Origin of the sequence: Candidatus Poriferisodalis sp. (genome assembly GCF_965237655.1) — a bacterium.
Taxonomy (GTDB): domain Bacteria; phylum Actinomycetota; class Acidimicrobiia; order Acidimicrobiales; family Poriferisodalaceae; genus Poriferisodalis.
The window spans coordinates 192,620-210,578 of sequence record NZ_CBDEGB010000001.1 but is presented as its reverse complement, the minus strand read 5'-3'; the positions used below and the strand labels follow the sequence as shown (position 1 = coordinate 210,578).

Here is a 17,959-nt window from a genome sequence, read left to right as displayed (position 1 = left end):
GCCGCGTGAGCGGCGCTGTTGGCGGCTGGGGGTGCGGGGTGCTCAGTTGGGGTGCTGGGCGGCGAGCAGGCTTCGGGTGCCGGGGTGTGCGGTGGGGAGCCGCAGCCAGGTGCGTCGGCCGGTTTCGCATACGAGCGCGGGCAGGTGCCACAGCTGCCAGCGGAGCCGTTTGGGTGCCGCGCGTTTGAGCGGTCCGGCAAGGCGCTGTGTCTGGAACCAGTGCACGAGCGCGGCGCTGATCATGCACAGCGCTGCCCATGCACAGTTGGCGTCCCAGGCTGTGAAGGGCATGCGGGCCAGTCCGCTGTCTTTGAGGCGGGCTATGGCGTCCTCGACGTCGGCGTGCTTGCGCATGAGACGGTCGAGCCGGGCGGGGCTGCCCGCAGCGTCGGTGAGGAATCCCCAGTAGCGGAAGTTCTCGGACGCGAACAGGCTGCGCTGCGCGCCCGGATGCAAGGGCTCGCGTCGGATGATCAGCCGTGTCCGCGCTGGCCAGCCCGACAGGTCCACCAGGTCGGTGAGCTCGGCGACGTGCGCTTTGGGATGCCGCTGTTTGGGGTTCGGCACCCCCGGCGTCCACCGCCCTGGGTCGCAGCGGGCCGCAGCGATCGCGGCGTCGATGCCTGCTGTGGCCCGGGCGGACATGAAAAACGTCACGTTGCGGTCCCTGCACGCCGCGGCGATACGCGCCGAACAGCCTCCTGAGTCCAAGCGCAGCACCATCTCGCGTCCTGCGAGCGCCAGATCGTCGCCTGCCCGATGGCCTGCCGCGTCAGCGTCGGGCAGCACCGATATCGCAGCGTCGAGCACCTCGACGTGATCGGCGATGCTGTTCGCGGCCGCGTTGCCCGGGCGCAGCTTCGCCCACAACGGCTCCCCGTCCGCGGTCGAGCAGATCATCGGGTGGAACCCGTACCCGCCCTTGAAATGCGGCGCCGCACCCGCCTTGTTGGGCGAGTGGACCTCCACCAGCGTCGAGTCGATGTCGACCACCAACGGACCCGAACCGCGGCGCTGGGACCACACTCGCTCACGCGCCTCGGCCGCGGCTGCCCACAGCCCGCCCAGCGCCGAGGCGTCGATGCCCCGCAGCGCCCGATACAGCGTCGAGTCCGACCCCACCGCCCCGAACAGCTCCCGCTGAGACCGCAGATGCTCGATATCTGTGCACGCCTCACCGCCGCCGGCGAGCACCAACAGCAAATGCGTCAACAGCCGGCCCCGGTCATGGACCGGGGCGCGCTCGCCGCGGCGCGGCACCGCCGCCGACAGCGCCTCGGTCAGCCCGACCCGGTCCGCGAAACCGCCCAAAGCGAACAGCCCCGCACCCCACACCACCCGATCCCCGCCGCCTGCCAGACGCGCGTTTGTCACACTGCTAAGTTTCACCTCGGAGATGCCCCCCTGAACTGCCGACCGCGTGCCTCGACAACACGCATCGTCGCAGATCAGAGGGGCTTTTCCGCGGACTCACACACCCAAGCCCACCAGACTCATGAAAAATCAGGGCTAGTGCGTTGTTGTGGCTGCCGATGGTGCCGGACTGCATCGTCACGGCGACCTGAAGCACCGCGTCGCTGCCGCCGGCGAAGTTCTCACCGAGACCATCACTCATGGCGAACATATCGATCCCCTTGGCCCCGTAATCACGGGTATGAGGCCGACATAAGTGCGGGCGCGATGCCGCTCAGCATGTCCGCGGGCACGCGTTGTTCACAGGGTCCAGAATGGCGAAATGGATGATGCGGATGAAGCGACGAGCAGTGCACTGACACCGTCCGACGAGGCGCTGATCGACCGACTAGGGGCTCGCGGCATCGAGCCGATGGAACCGATCATCGCCAGCGCTGCCGTGGTGGCCCCGCCTGCCGACGTCTGGGCGGCCATCAGCGAGTCCGGCAACCTCACCAACATTCACCCGTTCTGCGAGCGCAATGAGGTGAAGCGCTGGGACGGTGCACGCAGCCGCGATCACGTCTACTACTACAGCGGCGTTCACTACCAGCGCGAGTTCCGCGACTGGTTCGACGGCGCCGGTTACGACTTGGTGCTCGGCCCGCCCGACGCCCGCACAGCGCTCGTCCGTTGGCGCATCACCAAGCCTGCGGAGAGTAGGACGTCGGCGGACAGCGCCGGATCACCCGGGTCCGAGTTCACCATCAAGGTCGTGGCATTGCTGCGCGACGACGTGCCGGCCGCTGAGCGAGAGCACTATGCCGAGCACATGATCCGGCGAGCGCTGCCGTCATATCTCGACTCGGTCGTGTGCGGCACGGCGTTCTATGCCGAGACCGGCACACCCGTCACGAAGAACCAGTTCGGCACCCACCCCATCTACTCGCCAGCCGACTGATTGCGCCGGTGCCCCGCAGCGCCACCAAACCGACCCGCGCCGAGAACGCGCCGGCCAACGCTGAGCGAAGCGGTGAGGGGACTACTAAGTTCGCCCGGCATGGGTGAATTCTGTTATTCGGAACGCGACGGGCACCTGTTCGTCGTGACGATCAACCGGCCGGAGCGGATGAATGCGCTGCATCCGCCGGGCAATGCCGAGATGTCGGACCTGTTCGACGAATTCCAGAACGACCCGGACCTCTGGGTCGCGATTGTGACCGGCGAGGGTGACCGGGCGTTCTCTGCAGGCAACGACTTGAGGTACCAGGCCGAGGGCGGCGATCGTTCGGCTATGCCGTCGTCGGGTTTCGGCGGATTGACCTCGCGCTGGGACCTCGACAAGCCAGTGATCGGAGCCGTGAATGGCGTGGCGATGGGCGGCGGCTTCGAGATCGCGCTGGCCTGCGACATCATCGTCGCCTCGGAGAACGCGCTGCTGGCGTTGCCCGAGCCGAAGGTCGGCCTGGCTGCCCTGGCCGGTGGTGTGCATCGGCTGCCGCGCCACATCGGGCTGAAGCGGGCCATGAGCATGATGCTGACCGGCCGTCACGTGCCCGCAGCCGAGGCCAAGGAGTTGGGCATCGTCGCCGAGGTGGTCCCCAAAGGCGAGGCACCGGCATGCGCCCGTCGCTGGGCCGAGATGATCCTCGAATGCTCGCCGATGTCGATCCGGGCCACCAAGCAGGCCGCGATGCAGGGCCTCAACGAGGCCAGCGTGCGAGCAGCGCACGAAGGCCGGTACGAGGCCGTTCGCGCCATGAACAACAGCGCCGATTACATCGAGGGGCCGCGGGCATTCTCCGAGAAGCGGCCGCCCCAGTGGCAGGGCCGCTAGCAGTCTTCGTAACTTCTTCGACTGGGGATCGTCGTTCTGTCTGAGGTTGATTCAATCGGCGCCTGATATCCAGCTGGTGCCGACGAGGAGAACCTCCACCATGTGTGAACCGTGCCGGGTGGCGCGACTGCCACCGCAGGAAAGGAACCGAGCAGCTCTCTGATCGAGAGACACCATGAGCCCGTAGGAAGCCGTTCGCCTTGCTGGGCCGCGGCGATGCTCGGAAGGTGCCGTGAGTATCGTGCCGCGGGTGCGGCGTATGGCTGTGCTGGTGCTGGCTGCGCTCGTGGGGCTGGGGGGCGTTTTGGTGTTGCTCGCCGGCTCGGCCGCGGCGGCCGTCGGCGACGGTTCGGATGTGACGATCGCTCGGTATGGCGGCGCGGATCGTTATGCGACGTCGTTGCTGGTCGCCAAGGCGGTCGCAGCCGACGCGGGGGGTTCGCTGTCGTCGGTGGTGCTGGTGTCAGGTGAACGCTGGACTGATGCCGTCGTCGCGGCTCCGGTGGCTGGAGCGCTGGGCGCGCCGGTGCTGATGACCCCGCCTGGCGAGCTGCGATCTGATGCGTTGGAGTTCTTGCAGCGCGTCGGTGTGACCGATGCGGTGGTGATCGGCCCTGACGTCAGCGGAGCCACGCAAGGCCCCGGGCGCGCGGTCAGCGCCGCGGTGATTGACGCCCTGGCAGATGCAGGGATGACAGCTGAACGCATCACAGGATCGAATCGATACAGCACCGGCGTCGCTGCTGCGGGGCAGGTCAAGCCGGGGGTGATGCCCGGATTGGGCCGAACGGCGATCGTGGCCAGCGGCGAAGTCTTTGCCGACGCGCTGGTGGCGGGTCCGTTCGCTGCCCTCGGCACCCATCCGGTCCTGCTGTCGCCGCCCGATCAGCTGCACCCTGATGTGGCCCGGTATCTGAACACTGCGGGCATCGACCATGTGGCGGTCATGGGCGGCACTGCAGCGCTCAGCGCAGCCGTCGAGACAGCGATCACCGAGCTCGGGGCGTCGGTGACCCGCCTCGCCGGCAAGACTCGCTACGACACCGCGGCCAAGGCCGCTGAGCTCGTAGCCGACCGGTACAGCACCGTCGCTGGGCGACCCTGTTTCGCTACCAGCACCATCGGGTTGGCGCGTGCACGCGTGCCGTTCGACTCGTTCAGCGCCGCACCGCTGCTGGCGCGACTGTGCGCCCCGCTGGTGCTCGCCGACCCCCAACAGATCCCCGCCGACACAGCCACATACCTCGATGCGGCGCGTGCAACGAACGCAACAGTTGGCTTGCGTGTGTTCGGCGGCGACGCAGCCGTGTCGCAGTCGGCACTCGACGCATACCTGGCTGCCGTGGCCTCGGTCGCCGGCCACGACGCCTGCCGCCCGCCGAGCCTCAGCGATGTCTCGACAACGGTGGGCTTCCCGCTGCCAGAGACGGCTGATCCGTCTTCGGGCCGGGTGAAGATCACTGTGCTGTTCATGGACTTCCCCGATGCACAGGCCACCCACACGACCCATGAGGAAATCGAGTCTGGCCTGCCGCTCATGGAGGAGTACCTGGAGGCTCAGAGCTACGGCAGACTCGACATCGGCATCGACGTCGTGCACAGGTGGTATCGGTCGCTGCTCTCCTATCGCACCTACCTCGCTGATGACGCGGCGGGCGCTACGGGTCTGTGGCCGTCGGCGGGCGCGGAGTCGGTACGGCTAGCCGACGACGCCTACGACTTTTCTGACACCGACATCGTGCTGACGGTGTTTCCCAGCGATCACTTCGGGCGCGGCCTGGCTCACGGGTCGGCATTCGCTGACCGAACCGCCCTGTCGGGCATGCGGATCAATACGCACCCAGGCACGAGCGCGGGAGTGCCGTGGAACTGGGGCCTGACCGCAGCGCACGAGCTCGCTCACAATTTCGGGCTTGTCGACCTGTACCCGTACGACGCGAACGTGTTTGATGCCGGGGACCCGCCAGAGGGTTCTGCGTGGGTGTTCGTAGAGCTGGGACTGATGGGTCTGAAGGCCCGATATCCAGACCCCGACTACACGCTGTGGTTCGCTGCATCGGTCGAGATGCTGGCGTGGACGCGCTGGCAGCTTGGGTGGCTGGAGCCCGCACAGGTCGCCTGCGGTGTGCGCTCGGGCACGGAGGTGCGGCTGGAGCCAGTCGCCCAGCCCGGCACGGGGACCGTCATGGCGGTGGTGCCGCTGAACGAGTACGAGATGATCGTGATCGAGAATCGCCGCCGCCTCGGTTTCGACGCCACTACTCCCGTGACCCATCAGAGCGGCGCACCTCCACGCCACGGCCTGCTCGAAGAGGGCGTGCTCGTCTACACGGTGGACTCCCGTGTGCACAACGGTCAGCTGTCCATCACGATCGCCGGCGCTGGCAGCGACAGCCGAACCGACGGATTCCCGATGCTCACCCCCGACGAAGCAGTCACCATGCGAGGACACACCGTTACCGTCACCGGTGAGAACGCCAACACCTACACCGTCACAGTCACTAAAGCGAACTGACCACTGGTCGCCGCAGTCCAGCCGCGCCGACAGTGCCGGGCCCGCAGGCAGCACCCCACCTGCCCATCAACGATGGGTCAATCGGCGCCAGGCACCCAATTCGTACCGGCGAGGGGAACCTTGGCCATCGCTGCAGCTTCCACGGTGAGCGCGGCCAGGTCTTCGGGTTCAAGGTTCAGCACGTGCGACTTGCCGTTGGCCCGGGCCAAGATCTGGGTCTCGATGGTGAGCACCTGCAGGTAGTTGGCCAGGCGCCGACCAGCCAGAACAGGGTCCAGCCGGGCCGACAGGTCCGGGTCCTGGGTCGTGATGCCGGCCGGGTCGGTGCCGGCTTGGAAATCCTCCCAGAATCCCGCTGAGGTTCCCAATGACCGGTATTCGGCCTCATAGGCGGGGTCGTTGTCGCCGATGGCGATCAGCGCGGCCGTGCCGATCGAGGCAGCATCGGCGCCCAGCGCCAGCGCCTTGGCCACGTCTGCGCCCGAGCGAAAGCCGCCCGCGGCGATGAGCTTCACCTCGCGACGGTGCACGCCGAGCTCGCGCAAGGCCCGTACGGCTTCGGGAATGGCAGCCACCGTCGGGATGCCGACGTGCTCGATGAACACGTCCTGGGTCGCGGCGGTGCCCCCCTGCATGCCGTCGACCACCACGGCGTCGGCGCCGGCCTTCACCGCAAGCGCCGTGTCGTAGTAGGGACGGGCCGCGCCCACCTTGACGTAGATCGGCACCTGCCAGTCGGTGATCTCGCGCAGCTCGCCGATCTTGATCTCCAGGTCGTCGGGGCCGGTCCAGTCAGGATGGCGGCACGCCGAGCGCTGGTCGATCCCGGTGGGCAGGGTGCGCATCTCGGCTACCCGCTCGGTGATCTTCTGGCCGAGCAGCATCCCGCCGCCGCCCGGCTTGGCGCCTTGGCCCACCACTACCTCGATGGCGTCCGCCGCTCGCAGATCGTCCGGGTTCATGCCGTAGCGAGACGGCAGGTACTGGTAGACGAGCACCGAGGAGTGCTGGCGCTCCTCGGTGGTCATGCCGCCGTCGCCGGTGGTGGTGGAGGTCCCCGCAGCCGACGCGCCCCGGCCGAGCGCTTCTTTGGCTTGGGCCGACAGCGAGCCGAAGCTCATGCCGGCGATGGTGACCGGGATCTTCAGGTGCACTGGCCGCTCGGCCCGGTCCTCGCCGATCACCACATCGGTGCCGCAGGCCTCCCGGTATCCCTCCAGCGGGTAGCGCGACATCGACGCCCCCAGGAACACCAGGTCGTCGAGCGTGGGCAGGCGGCGTTTGGCCCCCCATCCCCGGATGCGGTAGATGCCAGTGTTGGCAGCCCGACGGATCTCGGCGATCACGTTGCGATCGAACGTGTACGACTCGCGCAGGTGCCAGTAGTCAGGGTCGGTGTTGGCGAGAGGCGCCGAGTGGCTGGGTGGTGTGGGGCCGCCGTTCGGTGTCCCAGCCGGTGTCCCAGTCATCGGATGGCGGCCTCCGTATTGGTTGGAGCGGCGGCTTGCAGTGCGTCGACGTCGTCGATGGTGAAGTTGTAGAGGCGTCGCGCCGATGCGTAGCGGCGAAAGTCGCCGGCGTCAGCCCCACCGGTTGCCCCGTCGGCTGCTGCTAGCAGCAGCCTCAGCGTGTCGAGATGTTCCGGCCGCATCTCCTTGGGTACACAGTCGGCGCCCAACGACTCCACGTCGCCCCGCACGAAGATCTGCGCCTCGTAGATGGAGTCGCCCAAGTCCGCCGCAGCATCGCCACACACCACCAGGTTCCCGGCTTGGGCCATGAACGCACTCATGTGGCCGACGTTGCCGCCTACGACGATGTCGACGCCCTTCATGGAGATGCCACACCGGGCGCCCGCATTGCCCCCCACAACCAGGAGGCCACCGCAGCCCGTCGCGCCCGCTGACATCGTGGCGTTGCCGGTGATGTGTACCACCCCGGACATGATGTTCTCGGCCAGCCCGGTGCTGGCATTGCCCTCCACCAGGACACGACCTCGCTGGTGCATACCAGCGCAGTAGTAGCCCACCGAGCCGCGTACCACGACGTCGATCGCGGCAGTGATGCCACAGGCCACGGCGTGGGCGCCGCGGGGGTTGGCAATCTCGAAGGACTCACCGTCGGGGGCGTCGTGCAGTGCCCGGTTGAGTTCTCGCCGGCCCACCTCGGCGAGATCGAAGACGCGCGCGGCCCCGCTCATGCCGCCCGGCCCCTCACGCCGCCAGACTCCAGGCGTAGATACGGGCCGGCTCCGGCTCCCAAATCTCGGCATCAGTCGCGCCGGGCAGGCGCGCAATGGCTCGGTACTCCGACGACATGGCCACCCAGTCGTCCGTCTCGGCCACCACCGCAGGCTTGCAGGCAATGGGGTCGCGCAGGATGGCGAACCCGTCGGCCACGCCAATCGCAAACGTGTAGAAGCCGTCCAGGTCGCCCAGCGCACCCTCAAGTGCCTCGGAGATGGTGTCGCCCGAGCGCATCCGCCACGACAGGTAGCCGGCCGCCACCTCGGAGTCGTTCTCGGTCTGGAACGATTCGCCCTGGGCCTCCAGGAATCGCCGCAACCGATTGTGGTTCGACAACGAACCGTTGTGCACCAGGCAGGTGTCTGCGCCGGTGACGAACGGGTGCGAGCCGTTGGTGGTCACCGCCGACTCGGTGGCCATGCGGGTGTGGGCCAAGGCATGGGTGCCGGTGCGCCCCGCAAGGTCGTAACGCTCGGCGACCAGGTCCGGGTCGCCCACCGCCTTGTACAGCTCGATCTGGTCGCCGTAGCTCAGCACCGACGCGCCCGCCACATTGTCGATGATCCATTGGCGGACGGTGCGGCCAGCGCCGCCGGTGGTGAACACGGCGTGGTCGTGGACCGCCCGCGCCGTCACCTCAGCGCCTAGCACCTCTTCCAGCGCGGCGGCAATCGGGCCCCAGTCCACCTCGCGCCCCTCGGCCAGCACGGTGACACGAGTGCGGCCGTCGGTGCCCGGGTCGTACACGGCGAACCCGGCGCTGTCAGGGCCGCGGTCACGCATCTCCCGCAGCATCACTGCCGTGAGCCGGCCCAGCTCGTGCCGGTGGGTCTCGGTCTTGCAGAACAGGCCCACGATGCCGCACATGGCGATCCTCCGCCCGACGGTCCTCGTCGCCGTCAGTCCAGCCCCGAACCGTAGCGCCCAGCCAAATTGGGCCACGCCGTTGAGTACTGTCGGCGCGGGGACAGCGCTCGTTTCGGGCCGATGAGGGCTCGGACAGTGAGGGCACGATCACAGGGGGAACGCCATGAGCAACGGCACTGACGCAGTCGACGAGATCCGCAGCCGGGCCGAGGCTGACGGCGTGGAGTTCATCTACGCCATGTTCGTGGAGATGCACGGAAAACCGTGCGCCAAGCTGGTGCCGATCAGCGCCTTGGACGGTCTGATGAGCGACGGCGCCGGCTTTGCAGGCTTTGCGGCTGGCCCGATGGGCCAGGACCCCTCCAGCCCCGACATCCTGGCCCTGCCCGATCCGGCCTCGTATACACAGCTGCCATGGCAGCCGAACGTGGCCGCAATGCAGTGCGATCCCACCGTGGAGGGCGAGCTGTGGCCATATTCGCCCCGGGTGATCCTGCGCCGGGCGCTCGAGGCCGCGACCGAGCGCAACCTCGTGCTGAAGTGCGGCGTAGAGGCCGAGTACTCGCTGGTGGTGCGCAACGACGACGGCTCCATCTCGGTGGCCGACGAACGCGACAACATGACGCTGCCGTGCTACGACGCCAAGGGCCTCACCCGGATGCTGCCGCACCTGGTGGCGGTGTCGAAGAACCTCGATGCCATGGGCTGGGACAACTACGCCAACGACCACGAGGACGCCAACGGCCAGTACGAGCAGAATTGGCTGTACTCCGACGCGCTCACCACTGCCGATCGGCTGATCCTGTTCCGGCTGATGGTGCACACCCTGGCTCAGCGCGATGGCCGCTACGCCACGTTTATGCCTAAGCCCTTTGCTGACAAGACCGGCAACGGACTGCACACCCATCTGAGCCTGTGGACCGCCGACACCGACGAACCGCTGTTCATCGGCGGCAGCGGCGGCGGGCCCGACACCAAGGGACTGGGCCTGAGCGACCTCGCCTACAAGTTCGTGGGCGGGATCACCCGCCACGCCCGCTCGCTGGTGGCGGTGGTCTGCCCGATCGTTAACTCCTACAAGCGCATGGGGGTGGGCGCGCCCACCTCAGGAGCCACCTGGGCACCGGCGTACGCGGCGTACGGCGGAAACAACCGCACGCAGATGATCCGCATCCCCGAGCCCGACCGGATCGAGATACGTCTGGGTGACGGCGCCGCCAACCCGTACCTGATGTTCGCGACGTACCTGGCCTGCGGGCTCGACGGCATCGACAACGACATCGACCCGGGCGATCCGAACACCGACAACCTGCATGCCCTGTCTGCCGAAGAGGTGGCAGCCAAGGGGATCGAGGTGCTGCCGCCCACCCTGCTGCACGCCGCCGAGGAACTCGCTTCCTGTGACGTCATCGGCGCCGGACTGGGGGACACCGCCGAGGGTCCCTATCGCGACTATTTCGTGAAGGTAAAGCGGGAGGAATTCCTGGCTCACCACAGCGTGGTCACCGCCGGAGAGGTCGACCAGTACCTCACGTTGTTCTAAGAGGGGGAGCCATGAGCGCAACAGATATGGCGGCAGAACGGGCCGCCGAGCGCGCTGTCGCGGTCGCTGACGCGATGGAGGACATTGCGAAGATCGACGCGCACGGCCGTGAGCACGGCGGTATCGACCGTGGCGGGGTTGAGCGCATCCGCGAACGGCTGCTGCAGCTGGCCGAGCGCGACGATCTGTTCCCGCTCGAGGACTTCCCGCCGCCCGTCGACGAGCGCAGCACGCGCATGTACCGGATCGCGCAGAACGACGACGACGAGCTGGCGCTGTATGTGCAAAGCGTGCGCGACGGCACCGCCGCGCCGCCGCACGAGCACACCACGTGGGCGGTGATCGTGGGCATGCGCGGCCAAGAGCTGAATCGCTTCTACGACCGGTGCGCCGGCGAGGGAGAACCGCAGGCCGTCCGTGAGGTCATGGTCGAACGCTGCACCGGCGTGGCAATGCTGGGCCACGATCTGCACTCGATCCATATCGAGGGCGCGTCGACCAACTTCCACTGCTACGGCTTGGCGCTGGAACGGCTCAAGGGGCGACGGTTCTGGCACGCCGACGAGGGCGAGTGGCGTGAGTACTACGACGTGGGTCACATCGTCGAAGCCCGCCCGGGCCATCGGTCGACCGCCGTTGCCTGAGGTACGCCTGCGCCCTGGCGCAGCCCCGACCCGGAGAACTTGATGGCTGACGTCCGCGCCGTGACGGCGGCTGAGCTGATGGAGCGGCACCGCGGGTTGCTGCGCCGCGACGGCACTGAGTTGGCGCTGGTGGATGCCCGCGAGCCCACGGAGTTCACCCGCCGGCACCTGCTCTATGCCGCCAACCTGCCGCTGAGCCATGTGGGGCTCGAAGTTGCGGCGCGCATCCCGCGTCCGGGCGCACCGGTGGTGGTGTGCGATGACGGAGGCGACGAGGCCGCGGCGGTGGCGCTGGAGCTCACCGTGCTCGGTTACACCGACACCGCGGTGCTCGACGGCGGCATCGACGCCTGGGCGGCTGCAGGTGGCGAGCTGTACTCGGGCATCAACGTGCCGTCGAAGCTGTTCGGCGAGTTGGTCGAAGGACACTTCGGCACGCCGCATGTGACCGCTGAGGAGCTCTCGGGCTGGCTGGTCGACGGTCGGGACTTGGTGGTGGTGGATTCGCGCACCCGCCGGGAGTTCAATCGCATGAGCATCCCGACCGGCCGGTCGTGCCCGGGCGGCGAATTGGTGCGCCGGGTCCACGAACTGGTCGACGACGGCACCACGGTCGTTGTGAATTGCGCCGGGCGGACCCGCAGCATCATGGGAGCGCAATCGCTGCGCTCGGCTGGGCTGGAGCGAGTCGTGGCGTTGAAGGACGGCACCATGGGATGGGAGCTGGCTGGGCTGCAGCTGGAGCATGGCTGCGACGAGTTGGTTCCCGAGCCGGGCGTTGGCGGGCGACAGCAGGCGCTCGCAGCGGCTGGGGCAGTGGCCGAACGGTGCGGCGTGCGCACGATTGACCGCGACCAGCTGGGGGTCTGGCTGACCGAGAGCGACCGCACGACGTACTTCATGGATGTACGCACACCCGGGGACTACGCCGCCGGGCACCTGGCGGGAGCGCTGTGCGCACCTGGCGGCCAACTCGTCCAGGCCACCGATGAGTACCTGGTGACCCGAGGGGCGCGGGTGGTATTGGCTGACCACGACAGCATCGGCGCCACCATGTCGGCCTCGTGGCTCATCCAGATGGGCTGGGACGCCTGGGTGCTCGAGCCCGATTGGCTGGACGAGCCAGGGTTGGTAACCGGCGGCAACGACGACGCTGAAGCAGCGCGCCGCTCACGTCAGCCGCCGCTGCCGCACGACCCCGAAGACGCCGAAGTGGCCCGAGCCGCCATGCAGGCCTACCTCGACTGGGAAGTGGCCCTGCCCGACCAGTACGCCCGCGACGACCTGGTCGAATTCCAGTTCTGTTAGCGAGACAGCCGCGTATACGCTGGCGTCATCGCGCGATGCGAGCGGGACGGACCCGGGCGCACGGCTCATCAAGGTCTTCCGGGTCCGTCCCGCCGATCGCGCAACGTAGTTCCCGAGTGCTCTTGGTAGATCTCGATTTATTTCAATCTTTCTCAGACGAGCCGACGTCTAGAGGTCGGCGTAGCGCTCGATGGTCTCGGCCCACGAGCTGGCGTCGTCGGGCGTGGCGATCACGGTCTGCAGACCGGCCATTGGTGACACTGGCACCGCAATCCGGCTGACCCCCCGACGGGCCAGCTCCGGGATTTCGTCGAGGTCCGCAGGCACCGACACCGTGATCTCCAGCGCATCGGGATCCCGGCCGTGCTCGACGGCGGTCTGGCGGGCCAAGTCGATGAGGTCCCACGGCGCACCGCGGGCGGGGAAGTAGCCGTCGCCGAGCCGCCCCGCCCGTCGCGCAGCAACTTTGGAATCGCCGCCCACGATGATCGGCACCGAGCCGTTCACCGGCTGCGGCCGGCAGTACGCGGCATCGAAGTTCACGAACTCGCCCCCGAACGTAGGCCGATCGGCTGACCACAGCTCCCGCATGGCGGCCACGTACTCATCGGTGCGCCGCCCTCGATCATCGAACGGCACACCGATCGCCTCGAACTCCTCACGCATCCAGCCCACGCCGATGCCCAGCAGGACGCGTCCACCGGACATGTGGTCGAGCGTGGCGATCTGCTTGGCGCACACGACCGGGCTGTGCTGGGGCACGATCAGGATGCCGGTGGCGAAGTTGATGGTGGACGTGACGCCAGCCATGTAGGCCATCCACATCAGCGGATCGGGCAGCAGCAGATCCTCCACGCCGCCGGCCATCTTGCCGTCAGGGCTGTAGGGGTACTGCGACTGGTAGCCCGACGGAATCACGGTGTGCTCCACCGTCCACGCCGATTCGAATCCGGCGGCCTCGCCGGCCTGAACGAGCTCTGCCGCCAGCGCCGTGTCGGTGGCGAACTTGCCGGTGTTGCAGTACCTGAGCCCGAACTTCATGCTGCTGTTCCCCTTGTCTGTGCTGCTGCTGCGGCTCGCAGTTTCGCACGCAGTCCTGTTTCAGGACGGGTCTGAGCCAATACCGTGCCTGCACGTCACCGGCCTTGGAGCACCCATGCCGTTCTTGCCTCATGTCTCGGACACCTTCGACTCGTCACGCTGGGAGGCAGTCGACGGGTTCGACTTCACCGACATCACGTTCCATCGCAGCACGGAACACGGGACGGTTCGCATCGCGTTCGACCGGCCCGACGTGCGCAACGCCTTCCGCCCGCACACGGTGGACGAGCTGTACCGGGCGCTCGACCATGCCCGCATGACGCCCGATGTGGGTTGCATCCTGCTGACCGGGAACGGTCCGGCGCCGGCCGACGGGGGTTGGTCGTTCTGCTCAGGAGGCGACCAGCGCATCCGTGGCCGGGACGGGTATCGCTATGCCGACGGCGAGACTGCTGCAGACATCGACCCGGCCCGCACCGGGCGCCTGCACATCCTGGAGTGCCAGCGCCTCATCCGGATGATGCCCAAGGTTGTGATCTGCGTGGCGAGCGGCTGGGCGGTGGGCGGCGGGCACAGCTTGCACGTCGTCTGCGACCTGACCATCGCCTCGGCCGAGCACGCCCGCTTCCGCCAGACCGACACCAACGTCGCCAGCTTCGACGGCGGCTTCGGCTCGGCCTACCTGGCCCGCCAGATCGGCCAGAAGAAGGCTCGAGAGATCTTCTTCCTCGGTCGCACGTACTCCGCCCAGGAGCGTTTCGACATGGGCGATGTGAACGCGGTGGCGCCCCACGCCGAACTGGAGTCGGTGGCGCTGGAGTGGGCGGCCGAGATCGTCTCCCGTTCGCCGACGGCACAGCGGATGGCCAAGTTCGCGTTCAACCTCATCGACGACGGGCTCGTCGGCCAGCAAGTGTTCGCGGGGGAGGCCACCCGGCTGGCCTACGGCACTGACGAAGCCGCCGAGGGCCGTGATGCCTTCCTGGAGAAGCGGGACCCCGAATTCGAGCAGTTCCCCTGGCACTTCTGAGCGGGTTGGGCTCCAAACGCGCTTTAGGCAGGGCGCAGACGCTGCATGAGCGTCACATCGAGCCAACGGCCGAACTTGCGACCCACTTCTCGCTCCACGCCGATGAGCTCGAAGCCGTGCTTGACGTGCAGCGCTACTGAGGCCGCACCGGCATCGGCGATGCGGGCGAAGATTGCGTGAAACCCGTGCTCGTCGGCGAGGGCGACGAGTTTGCCGAGCAGCAGGCCGCCCACACCGCGTCCCTGGTGGTCGCGATGGACGTAGATGGAGTCCTCGACGCTGGTCGAGTACGCCGGCCGAGTCCGGTACGGCGACAGGCACGCCCAGCCCAGCACAGTGTCGTCAGTTGTCTCGGGGACTGCCACGATGCACGGGTAGGCACCCGAATGGTCTCGCATCCAGGCCGCCTGCTCGGCAGCCGTGCGGGGCACCATGTCGAACGTCGCAGTGCCCTCGTTGACCTCGCGGTTGTAGATCTCCGCGATCGCGTCGGCATCGGCCATCGTGGCCAGCCGGATTCGCATGGCAGCGAAGCTATCGGGGGTCCACAGCTACACTCCGGACCCCACAAACTTCCGCGCACATCGCTCGGGATGCGTACGGATGTCGCCCCGTTAGCTCAGTAGGTAGAGCACAGCCATGGTAAGGCTGGTGTCGCCGGTTCGATTCCGGCACGGGGCTCGCCGCGCGAGGTCCCGGCTAGGGCGCATATCGGTGCTATCAGTAGGCTTCGCAAGACACTTTGGCGGGATAGCTCAGTTGGTCAGAGCGCACGGCTCATAATCGTGAGGTCCCGGGTTCGAGCCCCGGTCCCGCTACTGGATCTGGACGCGACCCAGATTGCTGCCGGTAGCGTGTTGCGGCGGACATTCGCCCAGAAGGCCCGCATCCTCGCTGAGGGCAGTAGCTCAATTTGGTAGAGCACCGGTCTCCAAAACCGGCGGTTGCGGGTTCAAGTCCCTCCTGCCCTGCGCTTCCGCCGTCCTGTTGACCGTCAGCCGGGCGGACCGACCATGCCCAAGCCCCTGAAATTCTGAGCCGGAGACTTTCCCGATGGCCATGAACCGACGGACACGCCGTCACCTGCAGCGTCAGGGCGAGATGACGGCTGACGGCGCGCCGGCGGCGAGGCGTGAACGGCGTCAGCCTGCGTCGGCGTCGCCGACCACAGAACGGGCCGGGCCTGCGCAGTTCGTGGGCGAGGTTCGTTCCGAGCTCAAGAAGGTGATCTGGCCGACTCGGGCCGAGATCGTCAACTACTCGATTGTCGTGTTCATCACCATCGTGATCCTGACAGCGATCATTGCCGGCCTCGATTGGATTCTAGGTGAAGGCGTCCTCCGCCTTTTTGACGTGAACTGACGAAGATCTGAACTGACGAACATGAGTGACCCGACCGATACCTCCGCAGAGCCCGACACCGACCCGATGGCGACCGCTCGCCGGTTGCTGAGCTCACAGACGGCCACGACCCTGATGGGACCGGGCCCCGAAACCGCCGAGGCAACTGAGACCGCAGACACCGTCGAGGGAGCCACCGATGAGGCGGGCTTTGCCAACGTGCTCACCGAGGACGACCTGCTCGCTGCCGACGAGCCCGAGGCGAAGCGTGTCTCTCCCTATGACCGGCCGGGCCGCTGGTTCGTCGTGCACACACAGTCGGGCTACGAGAAGAAGGTCAAGCAGAACCTCGAAGCCCGGATCGGCACATTCGACATGGAGGAACAGATCCTCGAGGTCGCGATCCCGATGGAGGACGTGATCGAGTTCAAGGCCGGCCGCAAGGTTGTCGCGAAGAAGAAGGTTTTCCCCGGCTACCTGCTCATCCGTTGCCGCCCCAGCGACGAGGCGCACCACATGATCCGCAGCACGCCCGGCGTTACCGGGTATGCGGGCCCAGGTGGCAAGCCGTCGTCGCTTCGCCGCCGGGAAGTAGAGGCCTTCCTCGCCGAGCCCGACGACGGGCCCGAGATGCCGCGCCGCACCAAGCCGTCGATGATCTTCGAAATTGACGAGAGCGTGCGCATCAAGGAAGGTCCGTTCTCGGACTTCCAGGGTCAAGTGATCGAGATCAACGAGGAGCAGCTGAAGGTGAAGGTGTTGGTGAACATCTTCGGCCGCGAGACCCCCGTCGAACTCGACTTCGTCCAAGTCGCAAAGATCTGAGCCGCGCCAGCGGCAGTCAAAGACCTGAGCATCTGCGCAGGCAAGTTCCGAGGAACACCCCATGGCAGAAAACCCAGCAAGGTCATCGAGGCGCAAGAGAGTCACCGCGATCGTGAAGATCCAGATTCCCGCCGGGCAGGCTTCGCCGGCACCGCCGGTGGGCACCGCGCTGGGCCCGCACGGTGTGGCAATCATGGACTTCTGCAAGGAGTACAACTCCAAGACCGAGAGCCAGCGCGGCACGATCGTGCCCGTCGAGATCACGATCTTCGAGGACCGGACGTTCACGTTCGTGACCAAGACGCCGCCGACATCGGTTCTGCTGCGTCAAGCGGCTGGGCTCGAGAAGGCCGCGAACAATCCCGGTCGGGAGACGGTGGCACAGGTCACCGAGGCACAGGTCGCCGCGATCGCCACCACGAAGATGCCCGACCTCAACGCCCGTGACCTCGAGACCGCCAAGCTGCAGGTGATCGGCACCGCGCAGTCGATGGGCATCGAAGTCACCGGCTGAGGCGAACCACAGGAGACCCCCATATGTCAGGAAAGAAGTACGCCGACACCATCCGTCGCTTTGACCGTCAGATGATGCACGAGCCGAGCCAGGCAATCGACATGGTGCGAAGCTTCGCCACGGCGAAGTTCGACGAGTCGGTCGAGCTGTCGATCCGGCTCGGCGTCGATCCGCGCAAGGCCGACCAGATGGTTCGGGGCACAGTTGCGCTGCCGTCAGGCACAGGCGGCGATGTGCGAGTTGCAGTGTTCGCGCAAGGTGAGGCGGCCGCGGAAGCCTCCGAGGCAGGTGCCGATGTGGTGGGCGGCGCCGATCTGGCGGAGCGTGTGGAGGGCGGCTTCACCGATTTCGACGTGGCGATCGCGACGCCCGACATGATGGGCGTGGTCGGTCGCCTGGGCAAGGTGCTGGGTCCGCGTGGACTGATGCCGAACCCCAAGTCCGGCACGGTGACCCCCGATGTCGGCAGGGCCGTGGGCGAGTTCAAGGGCGGCAAGGTCGAGTACCGCACCGACCGATACGGCAACGTGCACCTGGCGATCGGCAAGGTCAGCTTCAGCGCCGAGGATCTGAACGCCAATCTTGATGCAGTCATGGGCGAACTGGCTAGGGCAAAGCCGGCCAGCGCCAAGGGTCGATACGTCCGCAAGATGGTGGTCTCATCGACGATGGGCCCTGGCATCCGCGTCGACCCCACCATTTTCAACTAACCGCTGGCAGTTGGACGCGTCCGGGGCTCCCGGTAGCGTGTGGGGTTCTACAACCTGCTCGCCGTAGAACTCCGGTGGCTTCGGCCTGAAATCGGCCCCGTCTGAACGTGTTTCAGGGGCTTGCTCAACACGGGCAAGCCACACGG

17 protein-coding genes and 3 tRNA genes are annotated in these 17,959 nt (G+C 67.2%); 14 read left to right on the top strand and 6 right to left on the bottom strand.

Features of this window, described 5'->3' with window-relative positions; genetic code table 11:
• Positions 1-42 precede the first annotated feature (42 nt).
• Positions 43-1,374 carry an IS1380 family transposase gene (locus tag ACPXYO_RS01035; protein ID WP_423915956.1) on the bottom strand — a complete coding sequence of 444 codons (1,332 nt, stop codon included), beginning with the start codon at positions 1,372-1,374 and terminating at the stop codon, positions 43-45.
• A 361-nt stretch (positions 1,375-1,735) separates the two neighbouring features.
• On the opposite strand from ACPXYO_RS01035, the gene ACPXYO_RS01030 reads away from it, so the two are divergent.
• From ACPXYO_RS01030 to ACPXYO_RS01020, 3 genes are all read left to right on the top strand, one after another.
• Positions 1,736-2,353, top strand: coding sequence for a hypothetical protein (locus ACPXYO_RS01030; RefSeq protein ID WP_423915954.1), 618 nt, complete (start codon positions 1,736-1,738; stop codon positions 2,351-2,353).
• 99 nt (positions 2,354-2,452) lie between these two features.
• On the top strand, positions 2,453-3,229 hold the full coding sequence (locus tag ACPXYO_RS01025; RefSeq protein WP_423915952.1) for an enoyl-CoA hydratase-related protein: 777 nt from the start codon (positions 2,453-2,455) through the stop codon (positions 3,227-3,229).
• Positions 3,230-3,461: 232 nt separating this feature from the next.
• Positions 3,462-5,744 (top strand): cell wall-binding repeat-containing protein, encoded by a 2,283-nt coding sequence (locus tag ACPXYO_RS01020; protein WP_423915950.1) that lies wholly within the window; start codon positions 3,462-3,464, stop codon positions 5,742-5,744.
• A gap of 77 nt (positions 5,745-5,821) precedes the next feature.
• Here the strand turns inward: ACPXYO_RS01020 and ACPXYO_RS01015 are convergent, their stop codons facing one another.
• From ACPXYO_RS01015 to ACPXYO_RS01005, 3 genes are all read right to left on the bottom strand, one after another.
• Positions 5,822-7,120, bottom strand: a complete 1,299-nt coding sequence (locus ACPXYO_RS01015) for an FMN-binding glutamate synthase family protein (protein ID WP_423918603.1) — start codon at positions 7,118-7,120, stop codon at positions 5,822-5,824.
• 89 nt (positions 7,121-7,209) lie between these two features.
• Positions 7,210-7,944, bottom strand: coding sequence for a hypothetical protein (locus ACPXYO_RS01010; protein ID WP_423915949.1), 735 nt, complete (start codon positions 7,942-7,944; stop codon positions 7,210-7,212).
• Between the two features lie 13 nt (positions 7,945-7,957).
• Positions 7,958-8,857 (bottom strand): hypothetical protein, encoded by a 900-nt coding sequence (locus tag ACPXYO_RS01005; protein WP_423915947.1) that lies wholly within the window; start codon positions 8,855-8,857, stop codon positions 7,958-7,960.
• 163 nt (positions 8,858-9,020) lie between these two features.
• Between ACPXYO_RS01005 and glnT the strand changes: the two genes are divergently transcribed.
• Genes glnT through ACPXYO_RS00990 form a run of 3 tightly spaced genes read left to right on the top strand, consistent with a single transcriptional unit; the run spans position 9,021 to position 12,352 of the window.
• Positions 9,021-10,400, top strand: a complete 1,380-nt coding sequence (gene glnT, locus ACPXYO_RS01000; RefSeq protein ID WP_423915945.1) for a type III glutamate--ammonia ligase — start codon at positions 9,021-9,023, stop codon at positions 10,398-10,400.
• Between the two features lie 11 nt (positions 10,401-10,411).
• A complete protein-coding gene (locus ACPXYO_RS00995; RefSeq protein WP_423915943.1) occupies positions 10,412-11,044 on the top strand; it encodes a cysteine dioxygenase in 633 nt (210 codons plus the stop codon).
• Positions 11,045-11,086: 42 nt separating this feature from the next.
• A complete protein-coding gene (locus ACPXYO_RS00990; protein ID WP_423915941.1) occupies positions 11,087-12,352 on the top strand; it encodes a rhodanese-like domain-containing protein in 1,266 nt (421 codons plus the stop codon).
• A gap of 168 nt (positions 12,353-12,520) precedes the next feature.
• Here ACPXYO_RS00990 and ACPXYO_RS00985 read toward each other — a convergent pair whose 3' ends face one another.
• Positions 12,521-13,393 carry an LLM class F420-dependent oxidoreductase gene (locus ACPXYO_RS00985; protein ID WP_423915939.1) on the bottom strand — a complete coding sequence of 291 codons (873 nt, stop codon included), beginning with the start codon at positions 13,391-13,393 and terminating at the stop codon, positions 12,521-12,523.
• 115 nt (positions 13,394-13,508) lie between these two features.
• Between ACPXYO_RS00985 and ACPXYO_RS00980 the strand changes: the two genes are divergently transcribed.
• Positions 13,509-14,423, top strand: a complete 915-nt coding sequence (locus ACPXYO_RS00980) for a 1,4-dihydroxy-2-naphthoyl-CoA synthase (RefSeq protein WP_423915938.1) — start codon at positions 13,509-13,511, stop codon at positions 14,421-14,423.
• Positions 14,424-14,446: 23 nt separating this feature from the next.
• Here ACPXYO_RS00980 and ACPXYO_RS00975 read toward each other — a convergent pair whose 3' ends face one another.
• The gene (locus tag ACPXYO_RS00975) at positions 14,447-14,947 is read right to left on the bottom strand and encodes an N-acetyltransferase family protein (RefSeq protein WP_423915936.1); all 501 of its coding nucleotides are present in this window, start codon (positions 14,945-14,947) and stop codon (positions 14,447-14,449) included.
• 84 nt (positions 14,948-15,031) lie between these two features.
• Between ACPXYO_RS00975 and ACPXYO_RS00970 the strand changes: the two genes are divergently transcribed.
• The 7 genes from ACPXYO_RS00970 (at position 15,032) to rplA (ending at position 17,813) form a co-directional block, all read left to right on the top strand.
• A tRNA-Thr gene (locus ACPXYO_RS00970) sits at positions 15,032-15,104 on the top strand.
• A 63-nt stretch (positions 15,105-15,167) separates the two neighbouring features.
• A tRNA-Met gene (locus ACPXYO_RS00965) sits at positions 15,168-15,241 on the top strand.
• A gap of 79 nt (positions 15,242-15,320) precedes the next feature.
• Positions 15,321-15,394, top strand: a tRNA-Trp gene (locus ACPXYO_RS00960).
• A gap of 82 nt (positions 15,395-15,476) precedes the next feature.
• Positions 15,477-15,785, top strand: a complete 309-nt coding sequence (secE, locus tag ACPXYO_RS00955; RefSeq protein ID WP_420445489.1) for a preprotein translocase subunit SecE — start codon at positions 15,477-15,479, stop codon at positions 15,783-15,785.
• A 21-nt stretch (positions 15,786-15,806) separates the two neighbouring features.
• Complete coding sequence (nusG, locus tag ACPXYO_RS00950) at positions 15,807-16,589, top strand: transcription termination/antitermination protein NusG (protein WP_423915934.1); 783 nt, start codon at positions 15,807-15,809, stop codon at positions 16,587-16,589.
• A gap of 61 nt (positions 16,590-16,650) precedes the next feature.
• Positions 16,651-17,103: a 50S ribosomal protein L11 gene (gene rplK, locus ACPXYO_RS00945; RefSeq protein WP_423915932.1), complete on the top strand. Its 453-nt coding sequence runs from the start codon at positions 16,651-16,653 to the stop codon at positions 17,101-17,103.
• Positions 17,104-17,126: 23 nt separating this feature from the next.
• Positions 17,127-17,813 (top strand): 50S ribosomal protein L1, encoded by a 687-nt coding sequence (gene rplA / locus ACPXYO_RS00940; RefSeq protein WP_423915930.1) that lies wholly within the window; start codon positions 17,127-17,129, stop codon positions 17,811-17,813.
• Positions 17,814-17,959: the final 146 nt, after the last annotated feature.

What these genes read in the sequence shown, in the direction of transcription:
- ACPXYO_RS01030 (WP_423915954.1), top strand. Translation starts at nt 1,736, where the DNA reads ATGGATGATGCGGATGAAGCGACGAGCAGTGCACTGACACCGTCCGAC.
- ACPXYO_RS01025 (WP_423915952.1), top strand. Translation starts at nt 2,453, where the DNA reads ATGGGTGAATTCTGTTATTCGGAACGCGACGGGCACCTGTTCGTCGTG.
- ACPXYO_RS01010 (WP_423915949.1), bottom strand. Translation starts at nt 7,944, where the DNA reads ATGAGCGGGGCCGCGCGCGTCTTCGATCTCGCCGAGGTGGGCCGGCGA.
- ACPXYO_RS01005 (WP_423915947.1), bottom strand. Translation starts at nt 8,857, where the DNA reads ATGTGCGGCATCGTGGGCCTGTTCTGCAAGACCGAGACCCACCGGCAC.
- glnT (WP_423915945.1), top strand. Translation starts at nt 9,021, where the DNA reads ATGAGCAACGGCACTGACGCAGTCGACGAGATCCGCAGCCGGGCCGAG.
- ACPXYO_RS00995 (WP_423915943.1), top strand. Translation starts at nt 10,412, where the DNA reads ATGAGCGCAACAGATATGGCGGCAGAACGGGCCGCCGAGCGCGCTGTC.
- ACPXYO_RS00990 (WP_423915941.1), top strand. Translation starts at nt 11,087, where the DNA reads ATGGCTGACGTCCGCGCCGTGACGGCGGCTGAGCTGATGGAGCGGCAC.
- ACPXYO_RS00985 (WP_423915939.1), bottom strand. Translation starts at nt 13,393, where the DNA reads ATGAAGTTCGGGCTCAGGTACTGCAACACCGGCAAGTTCGCCACCGAC.
- ACPXYO_RS00980 (WP_423915938.1), top strand. Translation starts at nt 13,509, where the DNA reads ATGCCGTTCTTGCCTCATGTCTCGGACACCTTCGACTCGTCACGCTGG.
- ACPXYO_RS00975 (WP_423915936.1), bottom strand. Translation starts at nt 14,947, where the DNA reads ATGCGAATCCGGCTGGCCACGATGGCCGATGCCGACGCGATCGCGGAG.
- secE (WP_420445489.1), top strand. Translation starts at nt 15,477, where the DNA reads ATGGCCATGAACCGACGGACACGCCGTCACCTGCAGCGTCAGGGCGAG.
- nusG (WP_423915934.1), top strand. Translation starts at nt 15,807, where the DNA reads ATGAGTGACCCGACCGATACCTCCGCAGAGCCCGACACCGACCCGATG.
- rplK (WP_423915932.1), top strand. Translation starts at nt 16,651, where the DNA reads ATGGCAGAAAACCCAGCAAGGTCATCGAGGCGCAAGAGAGTCACCGCG.
- rplA (WP_423915930.1), top strand. Translation starts at nt 17,127, where the DNA reads ATGTCAGGAAAGAAGTACGCCGACACCATCCGTCGCTTTGACCGTCAG.